Raw genomic sequence first — 25,661 nt, forward strand, 5'->3', positions numbered from 1 at the left:
GCCGGTGACGGTGAGCCGGGCGAGTTGGGTGTCGGCGGCCGAGAGCCGGGCCATCGGACTTACCTGCGGTGGGGTTTGCAGGTCGGTGATCCGCAGTGGTGTCACCGCCGAGGCCGTCTCGTCGACCCGGCGGGTCCGGGCGAGCAGTTGACGGCGCACGCCCCGCGCGAACCCCGCCGGCACGTACTCCGCAGCAGAATCCGGTGCGGCGATGCGTCCGGTGGCGGGATCGAACCGGGCCGACAGCGCCGCGATCGCCGCATCCCGATACGCCAGGGTCCGCAGGGTCGCGGTGGCCTGGGCGGTGACCACCCGCGTCACCCGCGACGGCACGTACACCCCGCCGGGATAGATCGGGGTCCAGCCCAGACGCGCCGCCGCGACGTGCCCGTGCCTGGGCAGTGCCCGGCCGTCGCGGTCACGGCCGGCGGCCAGGGTGTCGAACGTGTCCGGGTGCCACAGGCGGGTGAGCAGTTCGGTTTCGGCGCCGGCGATCAGGTCGAGCAGCCACCGGACGCGAATATCGAGGTCGTCGAGTCCGATCGGCTCGCCGGTGCTGTCGTCGACCGCCGCGTACGGGCGGGTGGTGAACGCGAACGGGCGCCGGTCGATCGGTGCGGTGTTGCTCATCCGTTCACCCCCCGCCCCGTGTCGTCGTCGATCGGTTCCCGCCGGGACCATCTCGTCGTGCTCGACCGCGGCGTCGACCGTAGCGTCGGGCACCGACAGATTCGGTTCGGTCCGCGTCCCGACCGGGTCGGGGTGTGTGCCGGCGCGGTGACCGACCCTTGCGATGCGTGCCGATCCCGCTCTTTCCGAGACACGCAGCAGGCAACAGGAAGAATCGGAGAGTATGACCGAGTATCGGATTTCTCGTCGACTGTTGTGAGCCTTCGCGCGGTCCTGCCGGGCCGTCGAAGAGGCCGGATACGACGCGCTCTTCGCTGCGGATCACCTCGGCGTGCCCGCACCGTTCCCGACGTTGGTGGCCGCCGCGCACGCCACCGAGCGGCTGCGGGTGGGGACCCTGGTGCTCAACGCCGCGTTCTGGAATCCGGCGCTGCTCGCCCGCGAGATTGCCACGACCGACGCGCTCACCGGTGGCCGGCTCGAGGTCGGCCTCGGCGCCGGGCACATGAGGTGGGAGTTCGAATCCGCCGGCATCGCGTGGGAACCCTTCGGTGCCCGCGCCGACCACCTCGAAGCGACCATTGCCGAACTACGGCGGCTGTTCGCGCATCCCGGCTACGAGCCCCAGGCCGCGATGCGCGACGCCTTCGGCATGCCGATCCTGCGACCGGTCCAGCGGCACGGATTCGGCGGTGAGGGTCCGCCGCTGATCGTCGGTGGCACCGGGGACCGGATCCTCGCGATCGCGGCGGCGCACGCGGACATCGTCGGTGTCGCCGGCGCGTACCAGGTGCGAGGCCGTCCCCCGGGCACCTTCCGGATCGGGTCGGCCACCGAAGCCGACGACCGCGTCCGGTTCGTGCGGGCCTGCGCCGGGCCGCGCGCCGACCACATCGAGTGGCACACCCTGCTCCAGCTGGTGCTCGAAACCGACGACCGGGAAGCGGCGGCGGCTTCCGTCGCGGACAGGCTCGGATTGCCGGTGGGCGACCTGCTCGACACCCCGTTCCTGCTGATCGGCACGGTCGAGGAGATGGCCGCGCAGATCCTGAACGCGCGCGACCGTTACGGCTTCACCCACTTCACGGTGCACGCCCCGTTCCGGGACGTCTTCGCGCGGGTGATCGCGCGGGTCCGGGAGACCGAGCGCCCACCCGCCCCGGCCGACTGACCGCTCGCCGTTCCCGAAGCGTGCCTGTGACGGGGCCCGACGATCGTGTTTCGCTAGGCTGTCTCTTCAGCATGTCCATCTCTCCCGCCCCGAACCGCCGCGACCTGAAGTCGGCCCTCGCCGAGGTGTCGCTCCGCGACGAACAACGACTCCGCCGCAAGCTCGATCGCGCTCGCGGCGCCGACGCGCTCACCGCGATCGCCGCCGAGATCGAACGGGCCCGCATCCGCCTCGCCGAGCGGGCCGCCGCCGTCCCCGCGATCACCTATCCCGAGACGCTGCCGGTGTCGCAGCGCAAGGACGACATCGCGGCCGCGATCCGCGACCGGCAGGTGGTCGTCGTGGCCGGCGAGACCGGTTCGGGCAAGACCACGCAGATCCCGAAGATCTGCCTCGAACTCGGTCGCGGTGTGCGCGGGCTGATCGGGCACACCCAGCCGCGGCGCATCGCCGCGCGGGCGGTCGCCGAACGTCTCGCCGAGGAACTCGACACCGAACTGGGCGAGACCGTCGGCTACACGGTGCGCTTCACCGACCAGGTGTCGGACTCGACACTGGTCAAGCTCATGACCGACGGCATTCTGCTCGCCGAGATCCAGCGCGACCCGCTGCTGCGCCGCTACGACACCCTGATCATCGACGAGGCCCACGAGCGCAGCCTCAACATCGACTTCATCCTCGGCTACCTGCAGCAGCTGCTGCCCCGACGGCCCGATCTGAAGGTGATCATCACCTCGGCGACGATCGATCCGGAACGGTTCGCACGACACTTCGCCGCCCCCGACGGGACCCCGGCACCGATCGTCGAGGTGTCGGGGCGGACGTTCCCGGTCGAGATCCGGTACCGGCCGCTCACGGTCGAGGTCGGCGATCAGCTGATCGACCGGGATCCCGTCGATGCGGTGTGCGAGGCGGTCGAGGAACTGCAGGCCGCCGGTGACGGCGACATCCTGGTGTTCCTCTCCGGTGAACGCGAGATCCGCGATACCGCCGACGCCCTGCGCGACCGCAAGCTGCGCAACACCGAGATCCTGCCGCTGTATGCGCGGTTGTCGGCGGCCGAGCAGCACAAGGTCTTCACCCCGCACACCGGCCGCCGGGTGGTGTTGTCCACCAACGTCGCCGAGACGTCGCTGACCGTCCCCGGTATCCGCTACGTCGTCGACCCCGGTACCGCGCGCATTTCGCGCTATTCGGTGCGGACCAAGGTGCAGCGGCTGCCGATCGAGGAGATCTCGCAGGCGTCGGCGCGGCAGCGGTCCGGTCGCTGTGGCCGCGTCGCCGACGGTATCTGCATCCGGCTGTACTCCGAGGAGGACTTCGAAGCCCGCCCGGAGTTCACCGAACCGGAGATCCTGCGCACCAACCTGGCGTCGGTGGTGCTGCAGATGACCGCGCTCGGTCTCGGCGACATCGCGTCGTTCCCGTTCGTCGAGCCACCGGACCCGCGCGCGATCCGCGACGGCATCGCGTTGCTCGAGGAACTCGGTGCCCTCGAGCCGGCCAAGCGCGACGAGCTGCCCAAGCTCACCGCCACCGGCCGCGAACTCGCGCGGCTGCCCGTCGACCCGCGGATGGCGCGGATGATCGTCGAGGGCCACCGCAACGGCTGCCTGCGCGAGGTGCTGATCATCGTGGCGGCGTTGTCGATCCAGGACGTGCGTGAACGTCCCGCCGAGTTCCAGCAGGCAGCCGACGAGAAGCACGCCCGCTTCGCGGTCGAGGGCTCCGATTTCCTGGCCTTCCTGCGCCTGTGGGACTACCTGAAGGAACAACGGAAAGCACTGTCGTCCAACCAGTTCCGGAAGATGTGCCGCAACGAGTTCCTGCACTGGCTGCGGATCCGCGAATGGCAGGACCTGCAGGGGCAGCTGCGTCAGATCACCCTGAACCTCGGCTGGGAGACCCGTCACCAGGACGTCTCCGAGGACTCGATCCACCAGTCGCTGCTCGCCGGTCTGCTCTCCCACGTCGGGCTGCGCGAGGGTGACAAGCGGGACTATCTCGGGGCGCGCGGTTCGCGTTTCGCGATCTTCCCCGGGTCGTCGCTGTTCAAGAAGCCACCGCGTTGGGTGATGGCCGCCGAACTCGTCGAAACGTCGCGGCTGTGGGCGCGCATGGCGGCGCGCATCGAGCCGGAATGGGTCGAGAAATTGGCCCCGCATCTGGTCAAACGCACGTACTCGGAGCCGCACTGGTCGATCAAACGCGAGGCGGCGATGGCCTACGAGCGCGTCACGCTCTACGGCATTCCTCTCGTGGCGCAACGCCCGGTGCAGTACGGCGCGATCGATCGGGAGGTCTCGCGCGACCTGTTCATCCGGCACGCGCTGGTGCAGGGCGAATGGCGCACGCGGCACAAGTTCTTCCACGCCAACCGGGCGTTGCTCGAGGACGTCGAGGAACTCGAGCATCGTGCGCGGCGACGGGACATCCTCGTCGACGACGAGACGCTGTTCGCCTTCTACGACGAACGGGTCGGACCGAATGCCGTGTCGGCCAGGCATTTCGACACGTGGTGGAAGAAGGCGCGCCAGCAGGATCCCGAACTGCTGACGTTCACCCCGGAAACGGTCGTCAATCAGGACGCCGCCGCGGTGCTCGAGGGGGACTATCCCGACGCGTGGCGGCAGGGCGATGTGCAGTTCCCGCTCACCTACCAGTTCGAGCCGGGCACCGAACAGGACGGTGTGACCGCCCGCATCCCCGTGGCGTTGCTGGCCGGGATCCGCCCGGTCGGGTTCGACTGGCTCGTGCCGGGCATGCGTCACGAACTCGTGACGGCATTGATCAAGACCTTGCCGAAACAGCTTCGGCGCCAAGTTGTTCCGGCACCGGATTTCGCGGCGGCCGCGCTCGCGTCGGTCACCGCGCGCAGCGAGCCGCTCGTCAACGCGATGGCCCGCGAGTTGTCGCGGCTCGGGAACTGCCGCATCGAACCGAGCGATTTCGACGTCGCGGCCCTGCCCGAACATCTGCGGCTGACGTTCGCGGCGGTCGACGAGCGCGGGAAGGTCCTGGGGCACAGCAAGAGCCTGGCGGACCTGCGCAAGAAGCTGGCGGTGCGCGTCGACGCGGAGGTGGCGCGCGCTGCGTCGAGCACCGAACGCGCGCCGGCGCTGGTGTGGACGGCAGAGACGCTCGGCACGCTGCCGGAGACCGTGACGCGCACGGTCGGGAACCAGCAGGTGACCGGCTATCCGGCCCTGGTGAGCGAGGGGTCCGGTGTCGCGGTCCGAGTCCTGAGCACCCCGCAGGCACAACGCGCCGCGACCCGCACCGGCCTGCGGGCGCTGCTGCTGGCGGCGGTTCCGACGCAGGCGCGCGCCGCCACGTCGGGGCTGACCAACGCGGAACGTCTCGCGCTCGGCCGCAATCCGGACGGTTCGTTCGACGCGCTGCTCGAGGACTGCCGGGCCTGCGCCGTGGACGAACTGGTCGCGGCGCACGGCGCGCCGATCCGGACCCCCGAGGAATTCGAGGCGATGGTCAAGACGGTCCGGGCGCAGCTGCCCGGCCGGGTGTCGGCGCTGCTGAAGCTGGTGGTGCCGGCGCTGTCCCGGGCCCACGAGGTCGGGGTGCTGCTGGACCGGGTGCGCGGCGAGGCCGCCGACGATGTGCGGGAGCAACTGGCCTCGCTGCTGTTCGCGGGCTTCGTGACCGACCTCGGCAGTCGCCGTCTCGCGGACCTGCCGAGATATCTCGCTGCCGCAGCGCAGCGCCTCGAGGCACTGCCGGCGAGCGCCCACCGCGACGCCCAGGGCATGGACGTACTCGACCGGGTGTACGCCGAATACGATCGGCTGCTCGCCCGGCTGCCCGAGGAACGCCGGGCCGCCGCGGACGTGAACGAGGTCTACTGGTTGATCGAGGAGCTGCGGGTGAGCCTGTTCGCGCAGGGCCTGGGAACTCGGATCCCGGTGTCGGAGAAGCGAATCATGAAGGCCATCAGCGCGATTCGCTGAACGGTCGGGCGCCGGCGGCCGGCCGGGCGCCGCGCCGACACCCGCGGGGTCAGTCCTCGCCGGGGTCGGTGCTGCGCCGCGCCTGATGCTCGCGCAGTTCCTTGATCTCGCGTTCGAAGTCCTCCGCCGAGCTGAAGCCCCGGTACACGGACGCAAATCGCAGATAGGCGACCTCGTCGAGGTCCCGGAGCGGGCCGAGGATGGCCAGACCGACTTCGTGGCTGGGCACCTCGGGAGAACCCTTGGCCCGCACCGCGTCCTCGACCTGCTGCGCCAGCAGGTTGAGCGCGTCGTTGTCGACCGCGCGACCCTGGCACGCGCGGGCGACGCCGCGCACGACCTTCTCGCGGCTGAACGGCTCGGTCACGCCGCTGCGCTTGACGACGGACAGCACCGCGGTTTCGACGGTGGTGAATCGGCGGCCGCATTCGGGACATGCCCGGCGCCGGCGGATCGCGGCGCCCTCATCGGCCTCGCGCGAATCGACGACCCGGGAATCCGGGTGCCGGCAGTACGGGCAATACATGTCGGTTCCTTCGTCGCTGCCGTGCGGGCCGCGACGTCGGCGTCGAACCGTCTTCCCGAGGTCATCCCCGCCCTGAGGTGGAGCTGCCCCGACGCGACCACACGGGGTGGTGTGGCTTACAGGAATCGACAATACCTGCCGGCCGGATTCGTCCCGGTCCGGTCCCCGGTCGAGCACGGCAGCTCACCCGCGGCCGACGACCGGAACGATGAGCTGCTGACCGGGACGCACCGTGGTGCCGGACAGCATGTTGAGCTCGGAGATCTGCTCCACTACCTGGACCGTGGCGGCGTCCGGGGCGATCCGGGCGGCGACGTCGGCGAGCGATTCGCCGATTCTGACGACCGCGACGTCGGTGCGCGGAACATGCGCCGCGACCTCGCTCGTCCGCAGGTACCCCACCGCGAGGATCGCGACGAGCGCGGTCGCAGTGAGGAGCACCGTCACCACCGTCTGCCGCACGGCCCGGGGGAACGACAGCGCCGCCGGGCGGGTGCGGTCGGTGCACGCGACGGGAGCCGCTGCCGGACGGCGGTATTCGATGTGTCCCGCATTCGGGCGGGGAAACGGCGGCCGGACCGGGAAGCGATAGATCCGGGCGTCCCGCTCGTGGGCGGGGTCGACCCGCATCGGGCCGGTCGTGAACTCGTTCCACTCGGTTCGGCGAACTGCTGCTGCACCCATCGGATCCTCCGTGCTCGACCGGTCGCGGTACTCGATCGGCTGCGCGAACTGCGCATTTCTCGCTCGATCGCTCAAGTGTTCGATCTATGTCGACCCTTCGTTCGATCAAAGGTTCGAAGAACATCTGTTCGAATTTCTACCACGCCATGATCGACTTGTCAGCTTTTCGAGCCGGAAATCTCGAACAGGTGTTTGATAACGCGCGCGAATGCGGATAGATTCGATACATCACAACCAGCACATCCGACACTCGACGCACGGAGGTCACGACCATGACGGACGCCAACTCCGCGAGCGGCCCCGCCCGGACGGTCGTCGCCGATTCGACGGCCGGGCTCACCGAGCGCCAGCGGCGCGTTCTCGAAGTGATCCGCGATTCGGTGGCCGAGCGAGGGTACCCGCCGAGCATCCGGGAGATCGGCGACGCTGTCGGGCTCAACTCCACGTCGTCCGTGGCCCATCAGCTGCGCACCCTCGAACGCAAGGGCTTCCTGCGGCGCGACGCCAACCGGCCGCGCGCCGTCGATGTCCGCGGCCTCGAGGACAGCGCGGTCACCCCCGACGACAGCACCGAGACCACCGCTCCCGCAACGTCGGCGGTACCGTCCGCGGCGATGGTGCCGGTCGTGGGCAGGATCGCGGCCGGTGGCCCGATCCTCGCCGAGGAGGCCGTCGAGGACGTCTTCCCGCTCCCCCGCGAACTCGTCGGCCAGGGATCGCTGTTCCTGCTCAAGGTCGTCGGCGAATCGATGATCGACGCCGCGATCTGCGACGGCGACTGGGTGGTCGTGCGCCAGCAGAACGTCGCCGAGAACGGCGACATCGTCGCTGCGATGCTCGACGGGGAAGCCACCGTGAAGACCTTCAAGCGAGTGAAGAAGGACGTGTGGCTCATGCCGCACAATCCGATGTTCGAACCGATCCCCGGCAACGACGCCGTCATCCTCGGCAAGGTCGTCACCGTGATCCGGAAGATCTGAGATCTCCCACAACGACATCGGGGCGGTACCGCGATTGCGGTACCGCCCCGATGTGGTTTTCCGGAAGGTCGCTCAGACGTTCAGCGAACGGCCGATGACCTCCTTCATGATCTCGTTGGTGCCGCCGTAGATCTTCTGCACGCGAGCATCCAGGTACGCCTTCGCGACCGGGTACTCACGCATGTAGCCGTAGCCGCCGTGCAACTGGAGGCACCGGTCGATGAGCTCGACCTGCTTGTCGGTGGTCCAGTACTTCGCCATCGCCGCCTCCGGCACGGTGAGCGTGCCGGCGTTGAGCGACTCGATGCACTTGTCGACGAACACGCGCGCGATCTGCGTCTCGGTGGCGAGTTCGGCCAGCTCGAACCGGGTGTTCTGGAACTTGCCGATGGACTTGCCGAACGCCTTGCGGTCGCGGCAGTACTGCAGGGTGTCCTCGAGGACCTGCTCCATGGCGGCCGCGGCGACCACCGCGATCGACAGGCGCTCCTGCGGGAGGTTCTGCATCAGGTAGATGAAGCCGAGGCCCTCTTCACCGAGCAGATTCGCGCCGGGCACGCGCACGTTGTCGAAGCTCAGCTCCGCGGTGTCCTGCGCGTCGAGACCGATCTTGTCGAGATTGCGGCCGCGCTCGAAACCGGGCATGCCGCGCTCGACGACGAGGAGCGAGAAGCCCTGGGCGCCCTTCTCGGGGTCGGTGCAGGCAACGACGATCACCAGGTCGGCGTTGATGCCGTTGGTGATGAACGTCTTGGAGCCGTTGAGGATCCAGTCGTCGCCGTCGCGCACCGCACGGGTCTTGATGCCCTGCAGGTCGCTACCGGTGCCGGGTTCGGTCATCGCGATGGCGGTGATGATCTCGCCGGAACAGAAGCCGGGCAGCCACCGCTGCTTCTGCTCCTCGTTCGCGAGGTTCAGCAGGTAGGGAGCCACGACGTCGTTGTGCAGCATGAAACCGACACCGCTGTAGCCGCCGCGGGTGGTCTCCTCGGTGAGCACGACGTTGTACCGGAAGTCGTCGACACCGCCTCCGCCGTACTCCTCGGGAACGGCCATGCCCAGAAAGCCCTGCGCCCCGGCCTTCTTCCAGACCTCACGGTCGACGATCTTGTCCTTCTCCCACTGCTCGTGGAAGGGTGCCACCTCCTGCTCGAGGAACTTCCGGTACGACTCGCGGAAGAGTTCGTGTTCGGGTTCGAAGAGGGTGCGTTCCATGTGCGCTCCTGTAGGTCACGGCGTACTTCGCCCTTACGGTAGGCAAGTACCACCTGTTGTGACGCTGACAGGAGCGAGCACGTTTTGTGACAGTTGTCGCCGGTGTGGAACGGCGGCAGGGTCACCCTCGGAGGTTCGCCAACTTCCGGAGGATCGGGTAGGCGACGAGGATGCCGATCGATCCCCATGCGATGCCGCCGAGTTCGACCGATCCGATCGACAGCGTCAGGTCGCCGATGCCCGCGACGAGCGCGGCAGCCACGACGGTGAGGTTCACCGGGTCGGTGAAGTCGACCTTCGCGTCCATCCAGATGCGGACGCCGAGGATGCCGATCAGGCCGTACAGGACCAGGGTCGCGCCGCCGAGCACGCCGTCCGGGACGGTGAAGACGAGTGCGCCGAATTTCGGGGAGAACGCCAGGACGACGGCGGTGGCCGCGGCAACCCAGTACGCGGCGGTCGAGTAGACGCGGGTGGCGGCCATGACCCCGATGTTCTCGGCGTAGGTCGTCGTGCCCGAGCCGCCCCCGAAGCCGGCGAGGGTCGTAGCCAGGCCGTCGGCGAACAGGGCATCGCCGGCGACGTCGTCGAGATTGCGTCCGGTCATCGCGGACACGGCCTTGACGTGGCCGACGTTCTCGGCGATCAGGACGATCACCACGGGCAGCGCGACCAGCACGACCGACAGCTGGAACGTGGGGCCGCGCAGTTCCGGAACCCCGAACCAGGCGGCGTCGCGCAGCGCCGTGAGCCGGTCGTCGGCCAGACCGCCGGTGACCGCGGCGAACACCCAGCCGATCACGACACCGACGAGGATGCCGAGCCGGCCGAGCAGGCCGGGACCGAGCACGGTGACCAGCAGGATCGAGACCAGGGTGATCGCGGCGATCAGCGGCTGCGCCTCGAACGAGCCGACGGCGGTGGGGGCCAGGTTCAGGCCGATGAGCGCGACGATCGCGCCGGTCACCACCGGCGGCATCACGGCGTCGATGACGCGGGCGCCGAGCGCCTTGACCACGAGCCCGACGACGGCGAGCAGCACGCCGACGGCGACGATGCCGCCCAGTTGCGCGGCGGGTCCATCGGCCGCCGACGCGGTGAGCGGGGCGATGAAGGCGAAGGACGAACCGAGGTAGCTGGGCACCCGGCCCCGCGTGATCAGCAGGAACAGCGCGGTGCCGATCCCGGAGAACAGCAGCGTCGTGGTGACCGGGAAACCGGTGATCGTCGGCACCAGCAAGGTGGCTCCGAACATGGCGATGACGTGCTGCATGCCGATGCCGACGGTCCGCGGCCAGGACAACCGTTCGTCCGGAGCCACGACCCCGCCGTGGGTGATGCGGCGGCCGTCACCGTGCAGTGTCCAGCCGACGCCCGCACGTGCCCTCTTCGTGGTCTTCACCGGTTCGCTCACGAAACGGAATCGTAAGGCCAGGAATGCGCCGCGCAGTGGTCAGCCCAGGATGTGGGTGACCGCCGCACGGGCGGACGCCGGATCCGCGGCGGCGACGGCCGCTTCGGCGGCCTCCCGGCACCGGTCGAGCGTGACCGTCGCGAGCCGGGCGCCGACCGCGCCGACCGCGGCCGCCGCGCACGACAGCGAGGTGACGCCGAGCCCGGCCAGTACGCAGCCGAGCAGCGGATCGGCGGCGGCCTCCCCGCACACTCCGACCGGTTTTCCGGCCGTCCGGCCGGCCTCCGCGGTCCGGGCGACGAGCGCGAGCACGGCCGGCTGCCACGGGTCGGTCAGCGCCGCGAGCTGCGGGGACATGCGGTCGGCGGCCATCGTGTACTGGCCGAGATCGTTGGTGCCGACGGACAGGAAGTCGACGTGCTCGAGCAGCCGGTCGGCGAGCAGTGCCGCGGCGGGCACCTCGATCATGACGCCCGGCACCATCTCCCGGGCCCGTACCAGCGCGGCGAACCGGGCGGCCTCGGCGACGGTCGCGATCATCGGGGCCATGACCCACGGCGACTGGCCGGTGCGCGCGGCCGCCTCGGCCACCGCGTCGAGTTGCCGCTCGACGATGCCGGGTGCGGTCGCCTCGATCCGGATGCCCCGCACACCGAGCGCCGGGTTGTGTTCGTCGGGATGGGTCACGAACCGCAGCGGCTTGTCGGACCCGGCGTCGAGGGTGCGCACGACGACCTTGCGCCCGGCATAGGCGGTGAGCACCTCCGCGTAGATGTCGGCCTGCTCGGCCACCGACGGTTCGACGTCCCGGTCCAGGAAGCACAGCTCGGTGCGGAACAGCCCGACTCCCTCGGCGGGGGTCTGCCGGGCTGCACGCGCGCCGGCACCGTCCTGCACGTTCGCGAGGATCGCGACCGGGTGGCCGTCGGCGGTGGCACCGGGGCCGGTCCAGGAGGCCACGCGGGCGCGTTCCTGCCGGTCCACCTCGACCGCCGCGCGTGCGGCCTCCGGGTCCGCATCCATGCGGATCTCGCCGGTGGAACCGTCGAGCAGGACGGCCGCGCCCGCCGGGATCGCGTCGAGTCCCGCCGCGGCGACCACGCACGGAATGCCCAGCTGGCGCGCGATGATCGCGGTGTGGCTCGTGGGTCCGCCCAGGGTGGTGGCCAGCCCGATGATGCGGGTGGGGTCCAGGCCGGCGGTATCGGCCGGGGCGAGGTCCTCGGCGAGCAGCACCGACGGCTCGTCGGGCAGCTGGATTCCCGGTTCCGGATGTCCGCTAAGTTCCGCGACGACGCGGTCGCGGATGTCGCGCAGGTCGGTGACCCGTTCGGCCATCAGCCCGCCCAGTTGGCTGAACATCGTGGCGAACTGCTCGGTGGTGTCGATCGCGGCGGCGACGGCGTCCGATCCGTTGCGGATCCGGCCGGTGGCGGCGCCGATCCAGGCGCGGTCCTCGGCGAGGCCGGCGTTGGCCAGCAGCACCTCGGCGGCGGCGCCGGAGGCGTGGGCGGCGCGGGCCCGCAGTCTGTCGGCGACGACGCTCGCGGCGGCCGTGAACCGTTCCGCTTCGGCTGCGCGGGCGGTGTCGGGAACGCCCGCGTGCGCGGTGGGTAGTTCGGGGCGCGGCGCGGGGCGGATCGCCGGGCCGTAGGCCACACCGGGCACGACGGGGGTTCCGTGGACTTCGCGCACCGGCGAACCGTCTGCCACCGGCATCACGTTCTTCATGCTTCCTCCTCGCCACTGGCGGAGATCGATGTGATCGAGATTACTCCGGAGCATTGACATGTCAACACATACGGGCGTAAAACAACATAAAGCAACATTTTCCGCAGGCGACGAGGAGACCCGGTGTACGCAGAGGAACGGCAACAGGCGATCGGCGAGCTGATCGAGCGGCGCGGACGCATGTCCGTCGCCGAACTCGCCGGTCGGTACGGCGTCACGACCGAAACCGTCCGCCGCGATCTGGCCATGCTCGAACGGCTCGGCCACGTGCGGCGTGTCCACGGCGGCGCCATCCCGGCCGCATCCCTCACCGTCACCGAACCCGGCCTGGCCGAACGCGACCAGACCCGCGCCGGATTCAAGGACCGCATCGCCGCGGCCGCCACCCGGTTCCTGCCGGAATCCGGCGGGAGCGTCGTCATCGACGCGGGAACCACGACCGGTCGCCTGGTCGCGGCCCTGCCCACCGATGTCGACCTCACCGTCGTGACGAACTCGGTGCCCATCGCGGCACGGCTCGCCGGGCTCGGCTCCGTCCGGCTGCATCTGCTCGGCGGTCGCGTCCGCGGCGTCACGCAGGCCACCGTCGGCGAGGACGCGTTGCGCTACCTCGGCATGCTGCACGTCGACGTCGCCTTCATCGGCACCAACGCACTGTCCGCCGATCACGGCCTGTCGACGCCCGACGCGGACGAGGCCGCGGTGAAGCGCCGGATGGTCGAGGCCGCGGACCGCGTCGTCGTGGTCGCCGACTCCTCCAAGATCGGCCGGCGGCACCTGCTGAGTTTCGCTCCCCTCGCTGCCGTCGACGTCCTCGTCACCGACAGCGAGATCGACGAGACCGACCGAATCCAGCTCATGGAACAGGGAATCGAGGTGGTGACGGCGTGATCGTCACACTGACCGCCAATCCGAGCCTGGACCGCACGATCGCGCTGTCCGGCCCGCTCGTCCGAGGCGCCGTGCACCGCACCGCCGAGGTGCTCGTCGACCCCGGAGGCAAGGGCATCAACGTCGCACGGGTTCTGCACGCCGTCGGCCACCCGGTTCTCGCGATCCTGCCGGGCAACCCGGGAGACCCACTCCTCGCCGCCCTCGAAACACACGGAATCGACTGCCTGGCAATAGAAACCGCATCGCTCGCACGAACCAACACCACCGTCGCCGAACCCGACGGCACCACTACGAAACTCAACGAACCCGGCAGTGCATACGGCCCCCGGACACGCGCGGAACTCCGGGCCGCCGTGGTCGCCCGGGCCGCCGGGGCGGACTGGACGGTGCTCTCCGGATCGCTGCCCCCGAGCGTTCCGGACGACTGGTACGCCGACCTGGTGTGTGCACTGCGCGCCACCGGAACCCGGATCGCGGTGGACACGTCCGAGGCGCCGCTGCTGGCACTCTCGGCACGGTTCCCGGAGGCCGCACCGGACCTCGTGAAACCGAACTCCGACGAACTCGCCCAGCTCACCGGTGCCGATTCCGCGGCGCTCGAAGCCGCCGCGGCCGCCGGCGACACCGCTCCGGTGGTCGCGGCCGGGCGCAGCCTCGTCGCCCGCGGGGTCGGGGCGGTGCTGGCCACGCTGGGCGCCGCCGGTGCGGTGCTGGTCACCGCCGAGGGTGCGTGGCGGGCCGTGGCACCGGCTGTCACCGCCCGCAGCACGGTCGGCGCCGGCGATTCGTCGCTCGCCGGCTACCTCGTCGCCGAACGCAACGGTCTCGGCCCGGCCGACCGGCTCCGGCACGCCGTGGCGTACGGATGCGCCGCCGTCGCCCTGCCGGGCACCGCACTGCCCGGCCCGGACTCGGTCGATCCGGCCGCGGTGACCGTCACCGACCTCGATCCCCGCTCCGCGGTACTCCCCCACCACTCGTAAGGACCTGTCATGCCAGATACCGCACCCGCGATCATCGCCGCGGATCTCATCACGCTCGACGCCGACCTCGGCACCGACAAGGCCGCGGTGATCACCGCACTGGCCCAGCGGCTCACCGGAGCGGGCCGCGCCTCCGACGCCGACGCACTCGCGGCCGCCGCCCTGGCCCGGGAGGACAAGTCGGCGACCGGTCTTCCCGGAGGCCTGGCTATCCCGCACTGCCGGTCCGAGGCGGTCACCGCGGCGTCGCTCGGATTCGCGCGGCTGGCCCCGAAGGTCGACTTCGGTGCCCCCGACGGCCCCGCCGACCTCGTGTTCCTGATCGCCGCACCCGAAGGGGCCGGCGCCGAACACATGAAACTGCTGTCGTCGCTGGCCCGCGCGCTGGTCCGCCCCGAGTTCGTCGCGTCGCTGCGCGGCGCCGCCACCGAGGCGGACGTCATCGCCCTCGTCGAGGGCGTGTTGCCGCCACCACCCCAGCCGGCGCCGGAACCTGTGTCGGAACCCCGGCCGGAACCCGAAGCGGAGGCGGTGTCCTCCGACGCGGCCCCCACCGAACGCACGATCGTCGCGATCACCGCGTGCCCCACCGGCATCGCCCACACCTACATGGCCGCCGACGCCCTCACCGCAGCCGGGCAGCGCGCGGGCGTCACCGTCCGCGTCGAGACCCAGGGCTCGGCCGGCAGCACTCCCCTGCCGGCCGCGGCGATCGCCGCCGCGGACGCGGTCATCTTCGCGACCGACGTCGGCGTCAAGGGCCGCGAGCGCTTCGCCGGTAAGCCCGTGGTCGCGTCCGGCGTCAAGCGTGCGATCAACGAGCCCGACGCGATGATCGCCGAAGCGGTCCGTGCCGCAGCCGACCCGTCCACCGCGACCGTCGAGGCCGGTTCCGCTCCCGCGGATGCGGAGGAGACCCGGGGCGGCGAACTCGGCTGGGGCACCCGCATCCGGCAGATCCTGCTCACCGGCGTGAGCTACATGATCCCGTTCGTCGCGGCGGGTGGTCTGCTCATCGCGCTGGGATTCCTGCTCGGCGGGTACGACATCTCCGATTCGGCCGCCGATATCGTAGTGAACAACACCCTGTGGGACCTGCCGGCCGGCGGAGTCGCCACCTATCTCGGCGCGGTGCTGTTCCAGCTCGGGTCGCTGGCGTTCTCGTTCCTGGTGCCCGCCCTCGCCGGGTACATCGCCTTCGCGATCGCCGACCGCCCCGGCCTGGCACCCGGATTCACCGCCGGCGCGGTCGCGGTCTTCGTCGGCGCCGGGTTCATCGGCGGTCTCGTCGGCGGCATCATCGCCGGTTTCGCGGCCCTGTGGGTGGGACGGATCCCGCTGCCGGTGTGGGCGCGCGGGCTCAAGCCCGTCGTGATCATCCCGCTGCTCGCCACGCTCATCGTCGGGGCGCTGATGTTCCTGGTGCTGGGCCGGCCGCTGGCCGCGATCACGACCGGGCTCACCGACTGGCTCAACGGCCTGTCCGGCGGCTCCGCCGTGATCCTCGGTGTGATCCTCGGCCTGATGATGTGCTTCGACCTCGGCGGCCCGGTCAACAAGGCCGCGTACGCGTTCGCGGTCGCTGGCCTGTCCGTCGACAACCACGCATCGCTGCAGATCATGGCCGCGGTGATGGCCGCCGGGATGGTGCCGCCGCTGGCGATGGCGCTGTCCTCGACGCTGCGGCCGAAGCTCTACAGCCCCGCGGAACGCGAGAACGGCAAGGCCGCGTGGCTGCTCGGTGCGTCGTTCATCTCCGAGGGGGCGATCCCGTTCGCCGCGGCCGATCCGTTCCGCGTGATCCCGTCGATGATGGTCGGCGGCGCCGTGACCGGCGCGATCGTGATGGCGACCGACGTCACGCTCACCGCCCCGCACGGCGGCGTGTTCGTGATCTTCGCGATGGACCGGGTCCTGTGGTTCTTCATCGCCCTTGCCGCCGGCACGGCCGTCGGCGCCCTGTGCGTCACGCTCGCCAAGGAAGTCAAACGCCCCGCCCACCTGACCACCACGGCCCCGGCACCGCAGCCGGTCGCCGCCTGACCCATCGAACCCCCGATTCGACCGATCGAAGGAGATCCCATGTCCAGCACCACCGTCACCGTCGGCTCGTCCATCGGCCTGCATGCCCGTCCCGCCGGGATCATCGCGGAGGCCGTCGTCGCGGCCGGTGTTCCCGTCACCCTCGCGGTGGACGGCGGCGAACCCGTCGACGCGGGCTCCGCGCTGATGATCATGACACTCGGCGCCACCCAGGGAACGGCCGTCACCGTCAGCTGCGACGACGACGCCGTACTGGCGAAGATCGCGGAACTCGTGGTCACCGACCTCGACGCCTGACCGGATGTCAGCGGCGCGACGCCGGCCGGCCACGAGCCGGTCGGCGTCGCCGGCGCCACCACCAGCCCGCCGCGGCAGCCAGGACCACCGCCACGCCGGCTGCCGCCGCACCTTCCGCGACCGCGACACCGCTCGTGTCGGACACCGTGGTTTCCGGGGGTGCGAACAGGCCGGTCACCCCGCGCCACACCCGGATCTGCGGCAGCGGACCGCCGTTCGACTCGGACGCCGTGAGCAGATCACCGTCCGGGGTGAACGCGACCGCTTCCCCCTGCGGCTCACCGGCGACCGGGATGCGCAGTTGCGGGCCCGCGGCGAGTGCCGCCGCCAGGTCGCCGTCCGGGGCATGGAAGAGATACACGTCGGTGTAGGTGCGCACGGCCGCGACCGTGCCGTCGGCGCTGACCGCCCCACCGGTGATCAGGGTCGACGATCCCCCGGCGAGCGGTCCCCCCGGGGTGTCGGTGGGTCCGAGCCGGAGCACTCCGACCTGCTCGAGCGGATTCGGTCCGGGCGACGCGAGATCCGTGAGGGTCTTCCCGTCCGCCGGCCGGTAGACGGTGCTCGCACCGAACAAGGCCTTCGACACGAACAAGGGCACGCCGTCGCGACCGATGAGCAGGGTCTCACCGTCGCGGGCGCCGCTCGGGTAGGTCATCCGGTACAGGTCACCGGCACCGGTGGCGGGGTCGAGGGAGATCAGCGCGACGGTCTCCCGGCGTGCGGTGTTGTCGCCGGTGTCGGACAGCCAGAGCCGCCGATCCGGTCCGGCCGCAAGGTCTTCCACGTCGTAGGGGTCGACCGGTGCAGGGATGCGGCGCACGACCGAGCAGTCGTCACCGAGTTCGACGACCGACTCGTCCGCCCCCGCATCGGGTACTGCGAACAGGCGGCCGTCGAGCATCGCGAGTCCGGACAGTTCCGCGAGTCCGGCGTCCGACGGGGTGCACAACACCCCCTCCTGCACGTCCGCGATCGGCACGTCCTGCGCCTGGGCGCTCGCCGGTGCCGGTGCGGCGAGCGCCGCGAGCACGATCGTCCCCGTGAGCGCCGCGAGCAGAACCGTCCCTACGAGCGCAGCGAACACGTTCGGCACAGTGCCCGGCGCGGCCCCCACCCCCGTCCGCACTAGGCGGCGTACTCGACCAAGGCCGAGGCCAGCGCCTTCGGTACGCGGGCGTGGACGCGCGTGCCGTCCTCGCCGTGCGCGGATTCGAGGATCTGCCCGTCCGTGTGGATGCGGGCCAGCAGGTCTCCGCGCGTGTACGGCAGCATCACCTGGACCTCGACGTCCGGATCTTCGAGCAGTCCGGCGACCCGGTCGCGCAGCTCGTCGAGACCTTCGCCGGTGCGTGCCGACACGAAGATCGCGTCCGGAAGCAGCCCGCGCAGCTGCATCAGCATCACCGGATCGGCGGCGTCGATCTTGTTGACGACGATCAGTTCCGGCGGCGCGGGCGCATCGGATTCGCGCAGCACCTCGGTGACGACCTCGCGGACCGCCTTGATCTGCTCGGTAGGCATCGGGTCGGATCCGTCGACGACGTGCATCAGCAGATCCGCGTCCGCGACTTCCTCGAGGGTGGAACGGAACGCCTCGACGAGCTGGGTCGGCAGGTGCCGCACGAATCCGACGGTGTCGGTCAGCACGAACTCGCGCCCGTCCGGCAGCGCTGCGCGCCGGGTGGTCGGATCGAGGGTCGCGAACAAGGCGTTCTGCACCAGAACCCCGGAGCCGGTCAGCGCATTGAGCAGGCTCGACTTGCCGGCGTTGGTGTATCCGACGATCGCCACCGACGGAATGCGGTTGCGCAGCCGGCGGGTCCGCTTGGTGTCGCGGGCCGCCTTCATCGCCTTGATCTCGCGGCGCAGCTTCGCCATGCGTTCGCGGATGCGACGGCGATCGGTTTCGATCTTCGTCTCACCGGGGCCGCGCAGACCGACGCCGCCGTTGCTGCCGGCACGGCCACCGGCCTGCCGGGACATCGATTCACCCCAGCCGCGCAGTCGCGGCAGCATGTATTCCATCTGGGCGAGCGAGACCTGCGCCTTGCCTTCCCGGGAGGTGGCATGCTGGGCGAAGATGTCGAGGATCAGGGCGGTCCGGTCGATGACCTTGACCTTGACGACCTTCTCCAGGGCGGTGAGCTGGGCCGGGGTGAGTTCACCGTCGCAGATGACGGTGTCGGCGCCGGTCGCGAGGACGACCTGCCGCAGCTCGTCGGCCTTGCCGGAGCCGATGTAGGTCGCGGCGTCGGGCTTGTCGCGACGCTGGATGAGGCCCTCGAGAATCTCGGAACCCGCGGTTTCCGCGAGTGCGGCGAGCTCGGCGAGACTCGCCTCGGCCTGGGCGGCGGTTCCGCCGGTCCACACCCCGACGAGCACCACTCGCTCCAGGCGGAGCTGGCGGTACTCGACTTCGGTGATGTCTTCGAGTTCGGTGGACAGACCGGCGACGCGGCGCAGTGCACTGCGATCCTCGAGCTGCATCTCGCCGACCGACGGGTCGTCGGTGGTCCATCCGTCGTATTCGGTGCGGTCCTCGGTCACGGACTCCCCGTTGCGCGGTGTCTTCGTCATACGCTGTGTGTTCGTCATACGAGATCCATGGTCCCACGCCACCGGAGTCCGTGCATTCGAGTTTTTCCCGGCATCGCGGACACGCCTGGATCCGGGGCGGACCCGCCGGATCTCAGGACAGGGCCGCCCACCAGGAATCGGCGATGGTTCCGGTCGCGACCAGCACGGACGGGCCGCGCAGGGACGCGCGCGAGTCCTCGATCCGCACCTCCACGGTGCCGCCGGGGATCCGCACCTGGACGCGGCCGGAGTCGGCGCCGTCGAAGCGCAGTGCGGCCATTGCCGCCGCGACGGTCCCGGTGCCGCACGACCGGGTCTCCCCCACGCCACGCTCGTGGACGCGCATCTCGACCGCGCCCGAGGTGATGGGGGTGAGGAACTCGATGTTGACGCCGTGCGGGAAGAAGCCCGGATCGTAACCGGGCGCGGACAGGTCGAGCGCGGCCAGGCCGGTGCCCGCCAACTGCGGGTCGACGCATGCCAGGTGCGGATTGCCGACGTCGATGCCCAGACCCTTGTACACGCGGCCCTCGACGGTCGCGGCGGACTCCCCCAGCTCGCGGACGACACCCATGTCGACGGTGACCTCGCCGTCGACCGAACCGGCCGCATGCACCTGCACGGGCTTGCCCCCGGCCCGGCTGCCGACCACGAAGTGGGTGCGGCTCTCCAGACCCTGGGCGCACAGGTAGTGCGCGAAGACCCGGACGCCGTTGCCGCACATCTCGGCGATCGAGCCGTCGCCGTTGCGGTAGTCCATGAACCAGTCGTCGGCGCCGGTACCGTCGGGCAGTTCCGCGAGCACGCCGCGCTCGACGAGCGCCCCGGCCCGAGCGACCCGCAGAATGCCGTCGGCGCCGAGACCGCGGCGACGGTCGCACAGGGCGGCGACCCGCTCCGGCGCGAGGTCCAGCCGGGCGTCCGGGTCGGGAAGAATCACGAAATCGTTCTCGGTGCCGTGCCCTTTGCTGAACTCCATGCCGGTCAGCTTATCGAGCCGCTCGTCGCGCCCACGACGCGCAGGGCCGCGGCCGTCAGGTCCGGGTCGGCGCCGTCGAGCCAGTGGACCCGTGGATCGCGGCGGAACCAGGATCGCTGCCGGCGGACGTACCGGCGGGTGCCGATGAAGGTGCGCTCGCGGGCATGCTCGAGGTCGCAGTCGCCGTCGAGGTACTCGAGCACCTGGGCGTAGCCGATGGCCCGTTTCGCGGTAACCCCGTCGCGCAGCCCGTGGTCGAGCAGTCCGCGTACCTCGTCGACGAGTCCGCGCTCGAACATCAGGTCGGTGCGCCGCGCGATGCGCTCGTCGAGTTCGGTGGTCTCGCGGTCCACCCCGAGGATCACCGTGCCCCAGCGGGGCTCCCCCCGCTGCGGTTGCGATGCCGCGAACGGCCGGCCGGTCAGCTCGACCACCTCGAGCGCCCGCACCATGCGGCGCCCGTCGGTCGGCAGGATCGTCGCGGCCGCGACCGGGTCGGCCTGCTGCAGCGCGGCGTGCACGGCGGCGAGACCGCCCTCGGCGAGCACCGCCTCCCACTTCGCGCGGACCTGCGGGTCCGTCGCCGGGAACGCCCAGTCGTCGAGCAGGGCCTGCACGTACATCATCGAGCCGCCCACGATGATGGGGACCGCTCCGCGCGCACGGATCGCCTCGATGTCCGCGGTGGCGGCCTCCTGGTAGCGGGCGACGGTGGCGGTGTCGACCACGTCGAGCACGTCGAGCTGGTGGTGCGGAATGCTCCGGCGTTCGGCGACGGTCAGCTTCGCGGTACCGATGTCCATGCCCCGGTACTGCTGCATGGCATCGATGTTGACGATCTCGCCGCCGAGCGCGCATGCCAGGTCCAGGCCCAGGTCGGATTTGCCGGTGGCGGTCGGGCCGACGACGGCGACGGGAACGGTCGCGCTCACGGTCGCCACGTCCCGACGTGATAGCCGACCCCGTACGGCGCGCCGCGGTAGACGATCTTCACCGCACTCGGTGCCGTGGTGAACGCACCGGCGAGAACCTGCCAGGCGGCGCGTCCGTCGAGGACGATCCCGGCGCACAGGTCCGGGTCGAGCGCGGCCAGCGCCGACGGATCCCCGGCGGCGAGTGCGGCAGCGAGGTCGGTTTCGACGGCCTCGGCACGCGCGTCGAACGCGCCCGGTGCCTTGGCGGTCAGGGTCGCGGCCCCGTCGGCGATCACCAGCAGCCCACGGCGTTTGTCACCCTCGTCCAGCTCGGCCCGCAGCCGCTGCCCGAGCCCGGTGCACTCGTCCCGGCCCGCGTCGACGGGCACGACGTGGACCTCCGCGCGCACACCGGGGGCCGCCCGGCCGCGCAGCCATCCGGCGATCAGCGCGGGCAACGCCAGCTCCGGATCGGCCTCACCGGTCGCGTCGGGGCCGAGGCCCACACGGACGTCGGCGCCGTAGCCGCGGAACGTGCCGGACGCCGTCGCCGCGATCCGTTCGACGGCCCGGCCGGTCCCGACGACGACCCAGTCGGTGCAGTCGCCGATCTCGGAGACAGCGGCGAGCGCGGCGCTGCGCAGCTCGTCGGTCTCGTTCGCGGCAAGGCCGTTCAGCTCGGGCACGAGGAGGGGCGGGGACGGCACGAATACCGCAGCGGTCAGCACACGAGCCACGGTAGTCGACCGGACCGGGCGCCCCGCGAGGGCGCGACCTGTTTCAATAGTGGGCGGACGTCGTCGCGGGTGACCCCGCGGCGGACCTACGGATGAGCCATGCGACCAGGCAGCCGTGCCGCGCGGCAGAGATGAGGACCCGATGACCGACCCCAACGCACAGGACACGAGCGCAACTCGAGAATCCGGTGCCGTGCCGGCACCCGCGGCCCCGAAGCCGGCGCCCACGCCCGGTGCGCCGCGTCCCGGCGCGGAGCACACCCCGAAACCGCATCCGGTGCCCTCGCACGTGCATGCGGCAGCCCCGGCGGTGCCCGCGAGCGACCCGAGTCTGTTCGGCCGGGTGGACGAGGACGGCACCGCATGGGTGGTGACCTCCGCAGGCGAGCGGTGCATCGGTTCGTGGCAGGCCGGTGACGCGGCCGAGGGTCTCGCGCACTTCGGGCGCCGCTTCGACGATCTCGCGACCGAGGTCGCGATCCTCGAGTCCCGGCTCGCGTCGGGTTCCGGTGACGCGAAGAAGACGCGAGCCGCCGCGGAAGCGCTGGCGGAGTCGCTGCCGACCGCCGCGGTGATCGGCGACCTCGACGGGCTCGCCGCGCGTCTTGCGACGATCGTCGCGGACTCGGAGAAGGCCGCGACGGCCGCCAAGCACGAGAAGGAGCACCAGCGGGCGGAGAACACGGCCCGCAAGGAGGCGCTCGCTGCGGAAGCGGAGAAGATCGGCGCCGAGTCCACCCAGTGGAAGGCCGCCGGCGACCGGTTGCGGGAGATCCTCGAGGAGTGGAAGACCATCCGGGGCGTGGACCGCAAGGTCGACGACGCGCTGTGGCGGCGCTACTCGAAGGCCCGCGAGGCGTTCAACCGCCGCCGCGGTGCGCACTTCGCCGAACTCGACCGTGAACGTGCCGCCGCGAAGGCCCGCAAGGAGGAACTCGTCGCGCGCGCCGAAGCGCTGCAGGATTCCACCGACTGGGGTGCGACCGCCGCGGCGTTCCGGGATCTGCTCACCGAGTGGAAGGCGGCCGGGCGGGCGCCCCGCGAGGCGGACGACCAGCTGTGGAAGCGTTTCAAGGGTGCGCAGGACGTGTTCTTCGCCGCCCGCAACGCCGCGAGCGCCGAGCGGGACGCGGAGTTCGAGGAGAACGCGCGGGCGAAGGAAGCTCTGCTCGCCGCCGCCTCGATCGATCCGTCCGGCGACATCGACGTCGCCCGCGCGCAGCTGCGGGAACTGCAGGACAAGTGGGAGCAGATCGGCAAGGTTCCGCGCGAGCGGATGCACGATCTCGAGTCCCGCCTGCGGGCGATCGAGAAGCGGGTGCACGAGGCCGCCGAGTCCGAATGGCGCCGCACCGACCCCGAAGCCCTGGCTCGCGCCGCGCAGTTCCGGGAGCGGGTGCGTCAGTTCGAGGAGCAGGCTGCGAAGGCGACCGCGGCCGGACGCGCGAAGGACGCGGAGAAGGCACTCGCGCAGGCGCAGCAGTGGCGCGAATGGGCCGACGCGGCCGAGGGTGCCATCGGCGAACGCTGACCGCAGTCACAGACAGAGAAACCCCGCATCACCGGAGACGGTGACGCGGGGTTTTCTGTCCTGATGCCGGAGGCTCCAGGCCGGAGGCCGGAGGGCGGGGTGGTTACGGGTTGTCGTCGGTGCCGAACAGTCCCTTGCGTTCCTCCTCGGCCCTGCGCTCCTCCTCGGCGGCGGCCCGGCGAAGCTCCGCTTCCGCCGCGAGCTGCAGCGAGGTGCGCGCCCACACGACCCGCGTCCAGTGGAAGGTCAGCAGCATGACCGCGAACCATCCGAGGACGAGGCCGATGCCCGGCCCGGAGGCCGTCGACTCGACGGGCAGCGTCTGCCGGGTCCAGATCGACAGCATGCCGAAGACGATGGAGACGGCGGATCCGGCCAGGGCCAGCCACGCGAGCACCCACTTGCGGGTGAGCAACGCCAGGATCGAGCACACCCCGCCGAAGACCAATGCCAGCCACACGAAGATGCGTGACGGCAGCGCGATGTCCTCGGCGACGGCGTCCTGCCCGAACGACAGGATCTCCCAGCCGTTGGCGGCTCCGGCGTGCGGCAGGCTGAAGGAGCCGAGCAGGAGCAGAACGCCGACGGCGACGACGACCGCCCGCGCGCCGGGATCGATCTCGCTCGCGATCTTGCGTTCGGCCTGTTCGAGGTCCCCGAGGACCTCGTCCATCGGGTCGTCCGCGCCGTCGTCGTGTGCGGCGCTCATGCGTCACATCCCATCTGTGTCGGAAGGGGTTCGGGAACCCCGATCTTCGGCAGTCCCAGTCCCACGCCGATCGGCGGGGTCTTGGGCATACGTCCTTGTTCGAAGTGGTCGCCCGCCCGGGTGCGGCGGTGCGTCAGGATCGGGGTGTCGGCGACCAGGTGGTGCGGGGCCGCATCGCTGACGACGATCGTGACGATGTCGCCGGGACGCACCGCACCGTCGATGTTCCCCTCGGGGCGGAAGTGCACCAACCGGCCGTCGCGGGCGCGGCCGCTCATGCGGGCGGTCTCGGCGTCCTTGCGGCCTTCCCCGGCAGCCACCAGCAACTCGACCTCGGTGCCGACGAGCTTGCGGTTCTCCTCGAGGGTGATCCGTTCCTGCAGCGCGATCAGCCGCTCGTAGCGTTCCTGCACGACCGCCTTGGGAAGCTGGCCGTCCATCTCCGCGGCCGGGGTACCCGGACGCTTCGAGTACTGGAAGGTGAAGGCACTGGTGAAACGGGCCTTTTCCACGACGTCGAGGGTTTCCTGGAAGTCCTCTTCGGTTTCGCCGGGGAACCCGACGATGATGTCGGTGGTGATCGCCGCGTGCGGCATCGCGGCGCGCACCCGTTCGATGATCCCGAGGAACTTCTCCTTGCGGTACGAGCGCCGCATCGCGCGCAGGATGCGGTCGCTGCCGGACTGCAGCGGCATGTGCAGCTGGGGGCACACGTTGGGGGTCTGCGCCATGGCGTCGATCACGTCGTCGGTGAACTCCGCGGGGTGCGGCGACGTGAACCGGACGCGCTCGAGGCCCTCGATCTGCCCGCACGCGCGCAGCAGCGCGGCGAAGGCACCGCGGTCGCGGGGCTGGTCCGGATCGGCGAAGGAGCGGCCGTACGAGTTCACGTTCTGGCCGAGCAGCGTCACCTCGAGCACGCCCTCGTCGACGAGTGCCCGGACCTCGGCGAGGATGTCGCCGGGCCGCCGGTCGACCTCCTTGCCGCGCAGCGACGGCACGATGCAGAAGGTGCACGTGTTGTTGCAGCCGACGGAGATCGACACCCATCCGGCGTAGGCGGACTCGCGCTTGGCCGGCAGGGTCGACGGGAACGCATCGAGCGACTCGAGGATCTCCACCTCGGCCTTGCGGTTGTGCCGCGCGCGGTCGAGCAGCGCCGGCAGGTTGCCGATGTTGTGGGTGCCGAACACCACATCGACCCAGGGCGCCTTCTTCACGACGATGTCGCGGTCCTTCTGGGCGAGGCAGCCGCCGACCGCGATCTGCATGTTCGGGTTCTCGTCCTTGACCGGACGCAGATGGCTCAGGTTGCCGTACAGCTTGTTGTCGGCGTTCTCCCGCACCGCACAGGTGTTGAAGACGACCAGGTCGGGCGAGCCGCCCGGGGCGACCTTCGCGAAGCCCGCCTCCTCCAGCAGACCGGACAGTCGCTCCGAATCGTGCACGTTCATCTGGCAGCCGTACGTGCGAACTTCGTACGTTCGGGCGCCGGCCGGGGAGTCGGAGATGGTTTCATCGTCGATCAATGACACGTCTCAGGGTAGCTCAGGCCCAGAACCGCGCCGTATCTGCCCTGGTCGGGCCGCAGCCCGCACCCGTGTCGCAAAAGTTCCGTTTCCTGCCGCGCGTCGTGCCTCAAAATCCGGTCCTGCGTGCCTGCCACCGCATAGGGTCC

The 25,661-nt window shown here is 70.7% G+C and carries 19 protein-coding genes and 2 pseudogenes; 8 read left to right on the forward strand and 13 right to left on the reverse strand.

What is annotated here, in order from left to right:
• Positions 1 to 630: pseudogene (locus ACWDTS_RS16020) on the reverse strand (transposase); the annotation flags it as partial.
• A gap of 262 nt (positions 631 to 892) precedes the next feature.
• Between ACWDTS_RS16020 and ACWDTS_RS16025 the strand changes: the two are divergent.
• Together ACWDTS_RS16025 and hrpA are read left to right on the forward strand one after the other, a co-directional pair.
• Positions 893 to 1,801: pseudogene (locus ACWDTS_RS16025) on the forward strand (TIGR03621 family F420-dependent LLM class oxidoreductase); the annotation flags it as partial.
• 71 nt (positions 1,802 to 1,872) lie between these two features.
• On the forward strand, positions 1,873 to 5,766 hold the full coding sequence (hrpA, locus tag ACWDTS_RS16030) for an ATP-dependent RNA helicase HrpA (protein WP_450118584.1): 3,894 nt from the start codon (positions 1,873 to 1,875) through the stop codon (positions 5,764 to 5,766).
• A gap of 49 nt (positions 5,767 to 5,815) precedes the next feature.
• Here the strand turns inward: hrpA and nrdR are convergent, their stop codons facing one another.
• Positions 5,816 to 6,292: a transcriptional regulator NrdR gene (gene nrdR, locus ACWDTS_RS16035; RefSeq protein WP_197254661.1), complete on the reverse strand. Its 477-nt coding sequence runs from the start codon at positions 6,290 to 6,292 to the stop codon at positions 5,816 to 5,818.
• A 183-nt stretch (positions 6,293 to 6,475) separates the two neighbouring features.
• The gene (locus ACWDTS_RS16040; RefSeq protein ID WP_248674750.1) at positions 6,476 to 6,976 is read right to left on the reverse strand and encodes a LysM peptidoglycan-binding domain-containing protein; all 501 of its coding nucleotides are present in this window, start codon (positions 6,974 to 6,976) and stop codon (positions 6,476 to 6,478) included.
• A 272-nt stretch (positions 6,977 to 7,248) separates the two neighbouring features.
• Between ACWDTS_RS16040 and lexA the strand changes: the two genes are divergently transcribed.
• Positions 7,249 to 7,956, forward strand: a complete 708-nt coding sequence (gene lexA / locus ACWDTS_RS16045) for a transcriptional repressor LexA (protein ID WP_197254663.1) — start codon at positions 7,249 to 7,251, stop codon at positions 7,954 to 7,956.
• A gap of 72 nt (positions 7,957 to 8,028) precedes the next feature.
• On the opposite strand, the gene ACWDTS_RS16050 is transcribed toward lexA, so the two are convergent.
• From ACWDTS_RS16050 to ACWDTS_RS16060, 3 genes are all read right to left on the reverse strand, one after another.
• Positions 8,029 to 9,171 (reverse strand): acyl-CoA dehydrogenase family protein, encoded by a 1,143-nt coding sequence (locus ACWDTS_RS16050; RefSeq protein WP_197254665.1) that lies wholly within the window; start codon positions 9,169 to 9,171, stop codon positions 8,029 to 8,031.
• Between the two features lie 121 nt (positions 9,172 to 9,292).
• Complete coding sequence (locus ACWDTS_RS16055) at positions 9,293 to 10,585, reverse strand: uracil-xanthine permease family protein (protein ID WP_450118585.1); 1,293 nt, start codon at positions 10,583 to 10,585, stop codon at positions 9,293 to 9,295.
• Positions 10,586 to 10,624: 39 nt separating this feature from the next.
• On the reverse strand, positions 10,625 to 12,316 hold the full coding sequence (locus tag ACWDTS_RS16060) for a phosphoenolpyruvate--protein phosphotransferase (protein WP_450118586.1): 1,692 nt from the start codon (positions 12,314 to 12,316) through the stop codon (positions 10,625 to 10,627).
• Positions 12,317 to 12,439: 123 nt separating this feature from the next.
• On the opposite strand from ACWDTS_RS16060, the gene ACWDTS_RS16065 reads away from it, so the two are divergent.
• From ACWDTS_RS16065 to ACWDTS_RS16080, 4 genes are read left to right on the forward strand one after another with little or no spacing between them, the layout of a single operon-like run.
• Entirely contained in the window at positions 12,440 to 13,207 is a 768-nt protein-coding gene (locus tag ACWDTS_RS16065; RefSeq protein ID WP_248674748.1) for a DeoR/GlpR family DNA-binding transcription regulator, read from the forward strand.
• A complete protein-coding gene (locus ACWDTS_RS16070) occupies positions 13,204 to 14,193 on the forward strand; it encodes a 1-phosphofructokinase family hexose kinase (protein ID WP_450118587.1) in 990 nt (329 codons plus the stop codon). The genes ACWDTS_RS16065 and ACWDTS_RS16070 overlap by 4 nt, the downstream gene beginning before the upstream one ends.
• A gap of 9 nt (positions 14,194 to 14,202) precedes the next feature.
• On the forward strand, positions 14,203 to 16,236 hold the full coding sequence (locus ACWDTS_RS16075) for a PTS fructose transporter subunit IIABC (RefSeq protein ID WP_450110225.1): 2,034 nt from the start codon (positions 14,203 to 14,205) through the stop codon (positions 16,234 to 16,236).
• A 39-nt stretch (positions 16,237 to 16,275) separates the two neighbouring features.
• Complete coding sequence (locus ACWDTS_RS16080; protein WP_450118588.1) at positions 16,276 to 16,533, forward strand: HPr family phosphocarrier protein; 258 nt, start codon at positions 16,276 to 16,278, stop codon at positions 16,531 to 16,533.
• A gap of 7 nt (positions 16,534 to 16,540) precedes the next feature.
• Here the strand turns inward: ACWDTS_RS16080 and ACWDTS_RS16085 are convergent, their stop codons facing one another.
• From ACWDTS_RS16085 to ACWDTS_RS16105, 5 genes are all read right to left on the reverse strand, one after another.
• On the reverse strand, positions 16,541 to 17,620 hold the full coding sequence (locus ACWDTS_RS16085) for a hypothetical protein (RefSeq protein ID WP_450118589.1): 1,080 nt from the start codon (positions 17,618 to 17,620) through the stop codon (positions 16,541 to 16,543).
• A 41-nt stretch (positions 17,621 to 17,661) separates the two neighbouring features.
• Positions 17,662 to 19,113, reverse strand: a complete 1,452-nt coding sequence (hflX, locus tag ACWDTS_RS16090) for a GTPase HflX (RefSeq protein WP_450118590.1) — start codon at positions 19,111 to 19,113, stop codon at positions 17,662 to 17,664.
• 112 nt (positions 19,114 to 19,225) lie between these two features.
• Positions 19,226 to 20,092, reverse strand: a complete 867-nt coding sequence (gene dapF, locus ACWDTS_RS16095) for a diaminopimelate epimerase (RefSeq protein WP_450118591.1) — start codon at positions 20,090 to 20,092, stop codon at positions 19,226 to 19,228.
• Positions 20,093 to 20,097: 5 nt separating this feature from the next.
• On the reverse strand, positions 20,098 to 21,024 hold the full coding sequence (miaA, locus tag ACWDTS_RS16100; protein ID WP_450118592.1) for a tRNA (adenosine(37)-N6)-dimethylallyltransferase MiaA: 927 nt from the start codon (positions 21,022 to 21,024) through the stop codon (positions 20,098 to 20,100).
• Positions 21,021 to 21,734 (reverse strand): class III extradiol ring-cleavage dioxygenase family protein, encoded by a 714-nt coding sequence (locus tag ACWDTS_RS16105; RefSeq protein WP_197254689.1) that lies wholly within the window; start codon positions 21,732 to 21,734, stop codon positions 21,021 to 21,023. Before ACWDTS_RS16105 ends, miaA begins: the two co-directional genes overlap by 4 nt.
• 151 nt (positions 21,735 to 21,885) lie before the next feature.
• On the opposite strand from ACWDTS_RS16105, the gene ACWDTS_RS16110 reads away from it, so the two are divergent.
• A complete protein-coding gene (locus ACWDTS_RS16110; protein ID WP_450118593.1) occupies positions 21,886 to 23,274 on the forward strand; it encodes a DUF349 domain-containing protein in 1,389 nt (462 codons plus the stop codon).
• 103 nt (positions 23,275 to 23,377) lie between these two features.
• Here the strand turns inward: ACWDTS_RS16110 and ACWDTS_RS16115 are convergent, their stop codons facing one another.
• Both ACWDTS_RS16115 and miaB read right to left on the reverse strand, forming a co-directional pair.
• The gene (locus ACWDTS_RS16115; protein WP_197254693.1) at positions 23,378 to 23,983 is read right to left on the reverse strand and encodes an Rv2732c family membrane protein; all 606 of its coding nucleotides are present in this window, start codon (positions 23,981 to 23,983) and stop codon (positions 23,378 to 23,380) included.
• The gene (gene miaB / locus ACWDTS_RS16120) at positions 23,980 to 25,518 is read right to left on the reverse strand and encodes a tRNA (N6-isopentenyl adenosine(37)-C2)-methylthiotransferase MiaB (RefSeq protein WP_450118594.1); all 1,539 of its coding nucleotides are present in this window, start codon (positions 25,516 to 25,518) and stop codon (positions 23,980 to 23,982) included. The genes ACWDTS_RS16115 and miaB overlap by 4 nt, the downstream gene beginning before the upstream one ends.
• Positions 25,519 to 25,661 lie beyond the last annotated feature (143 nt).

The sequence above is a fragment of the Rhodococcus sp. NPDC003383 genome, assembly GCF_053589115.1.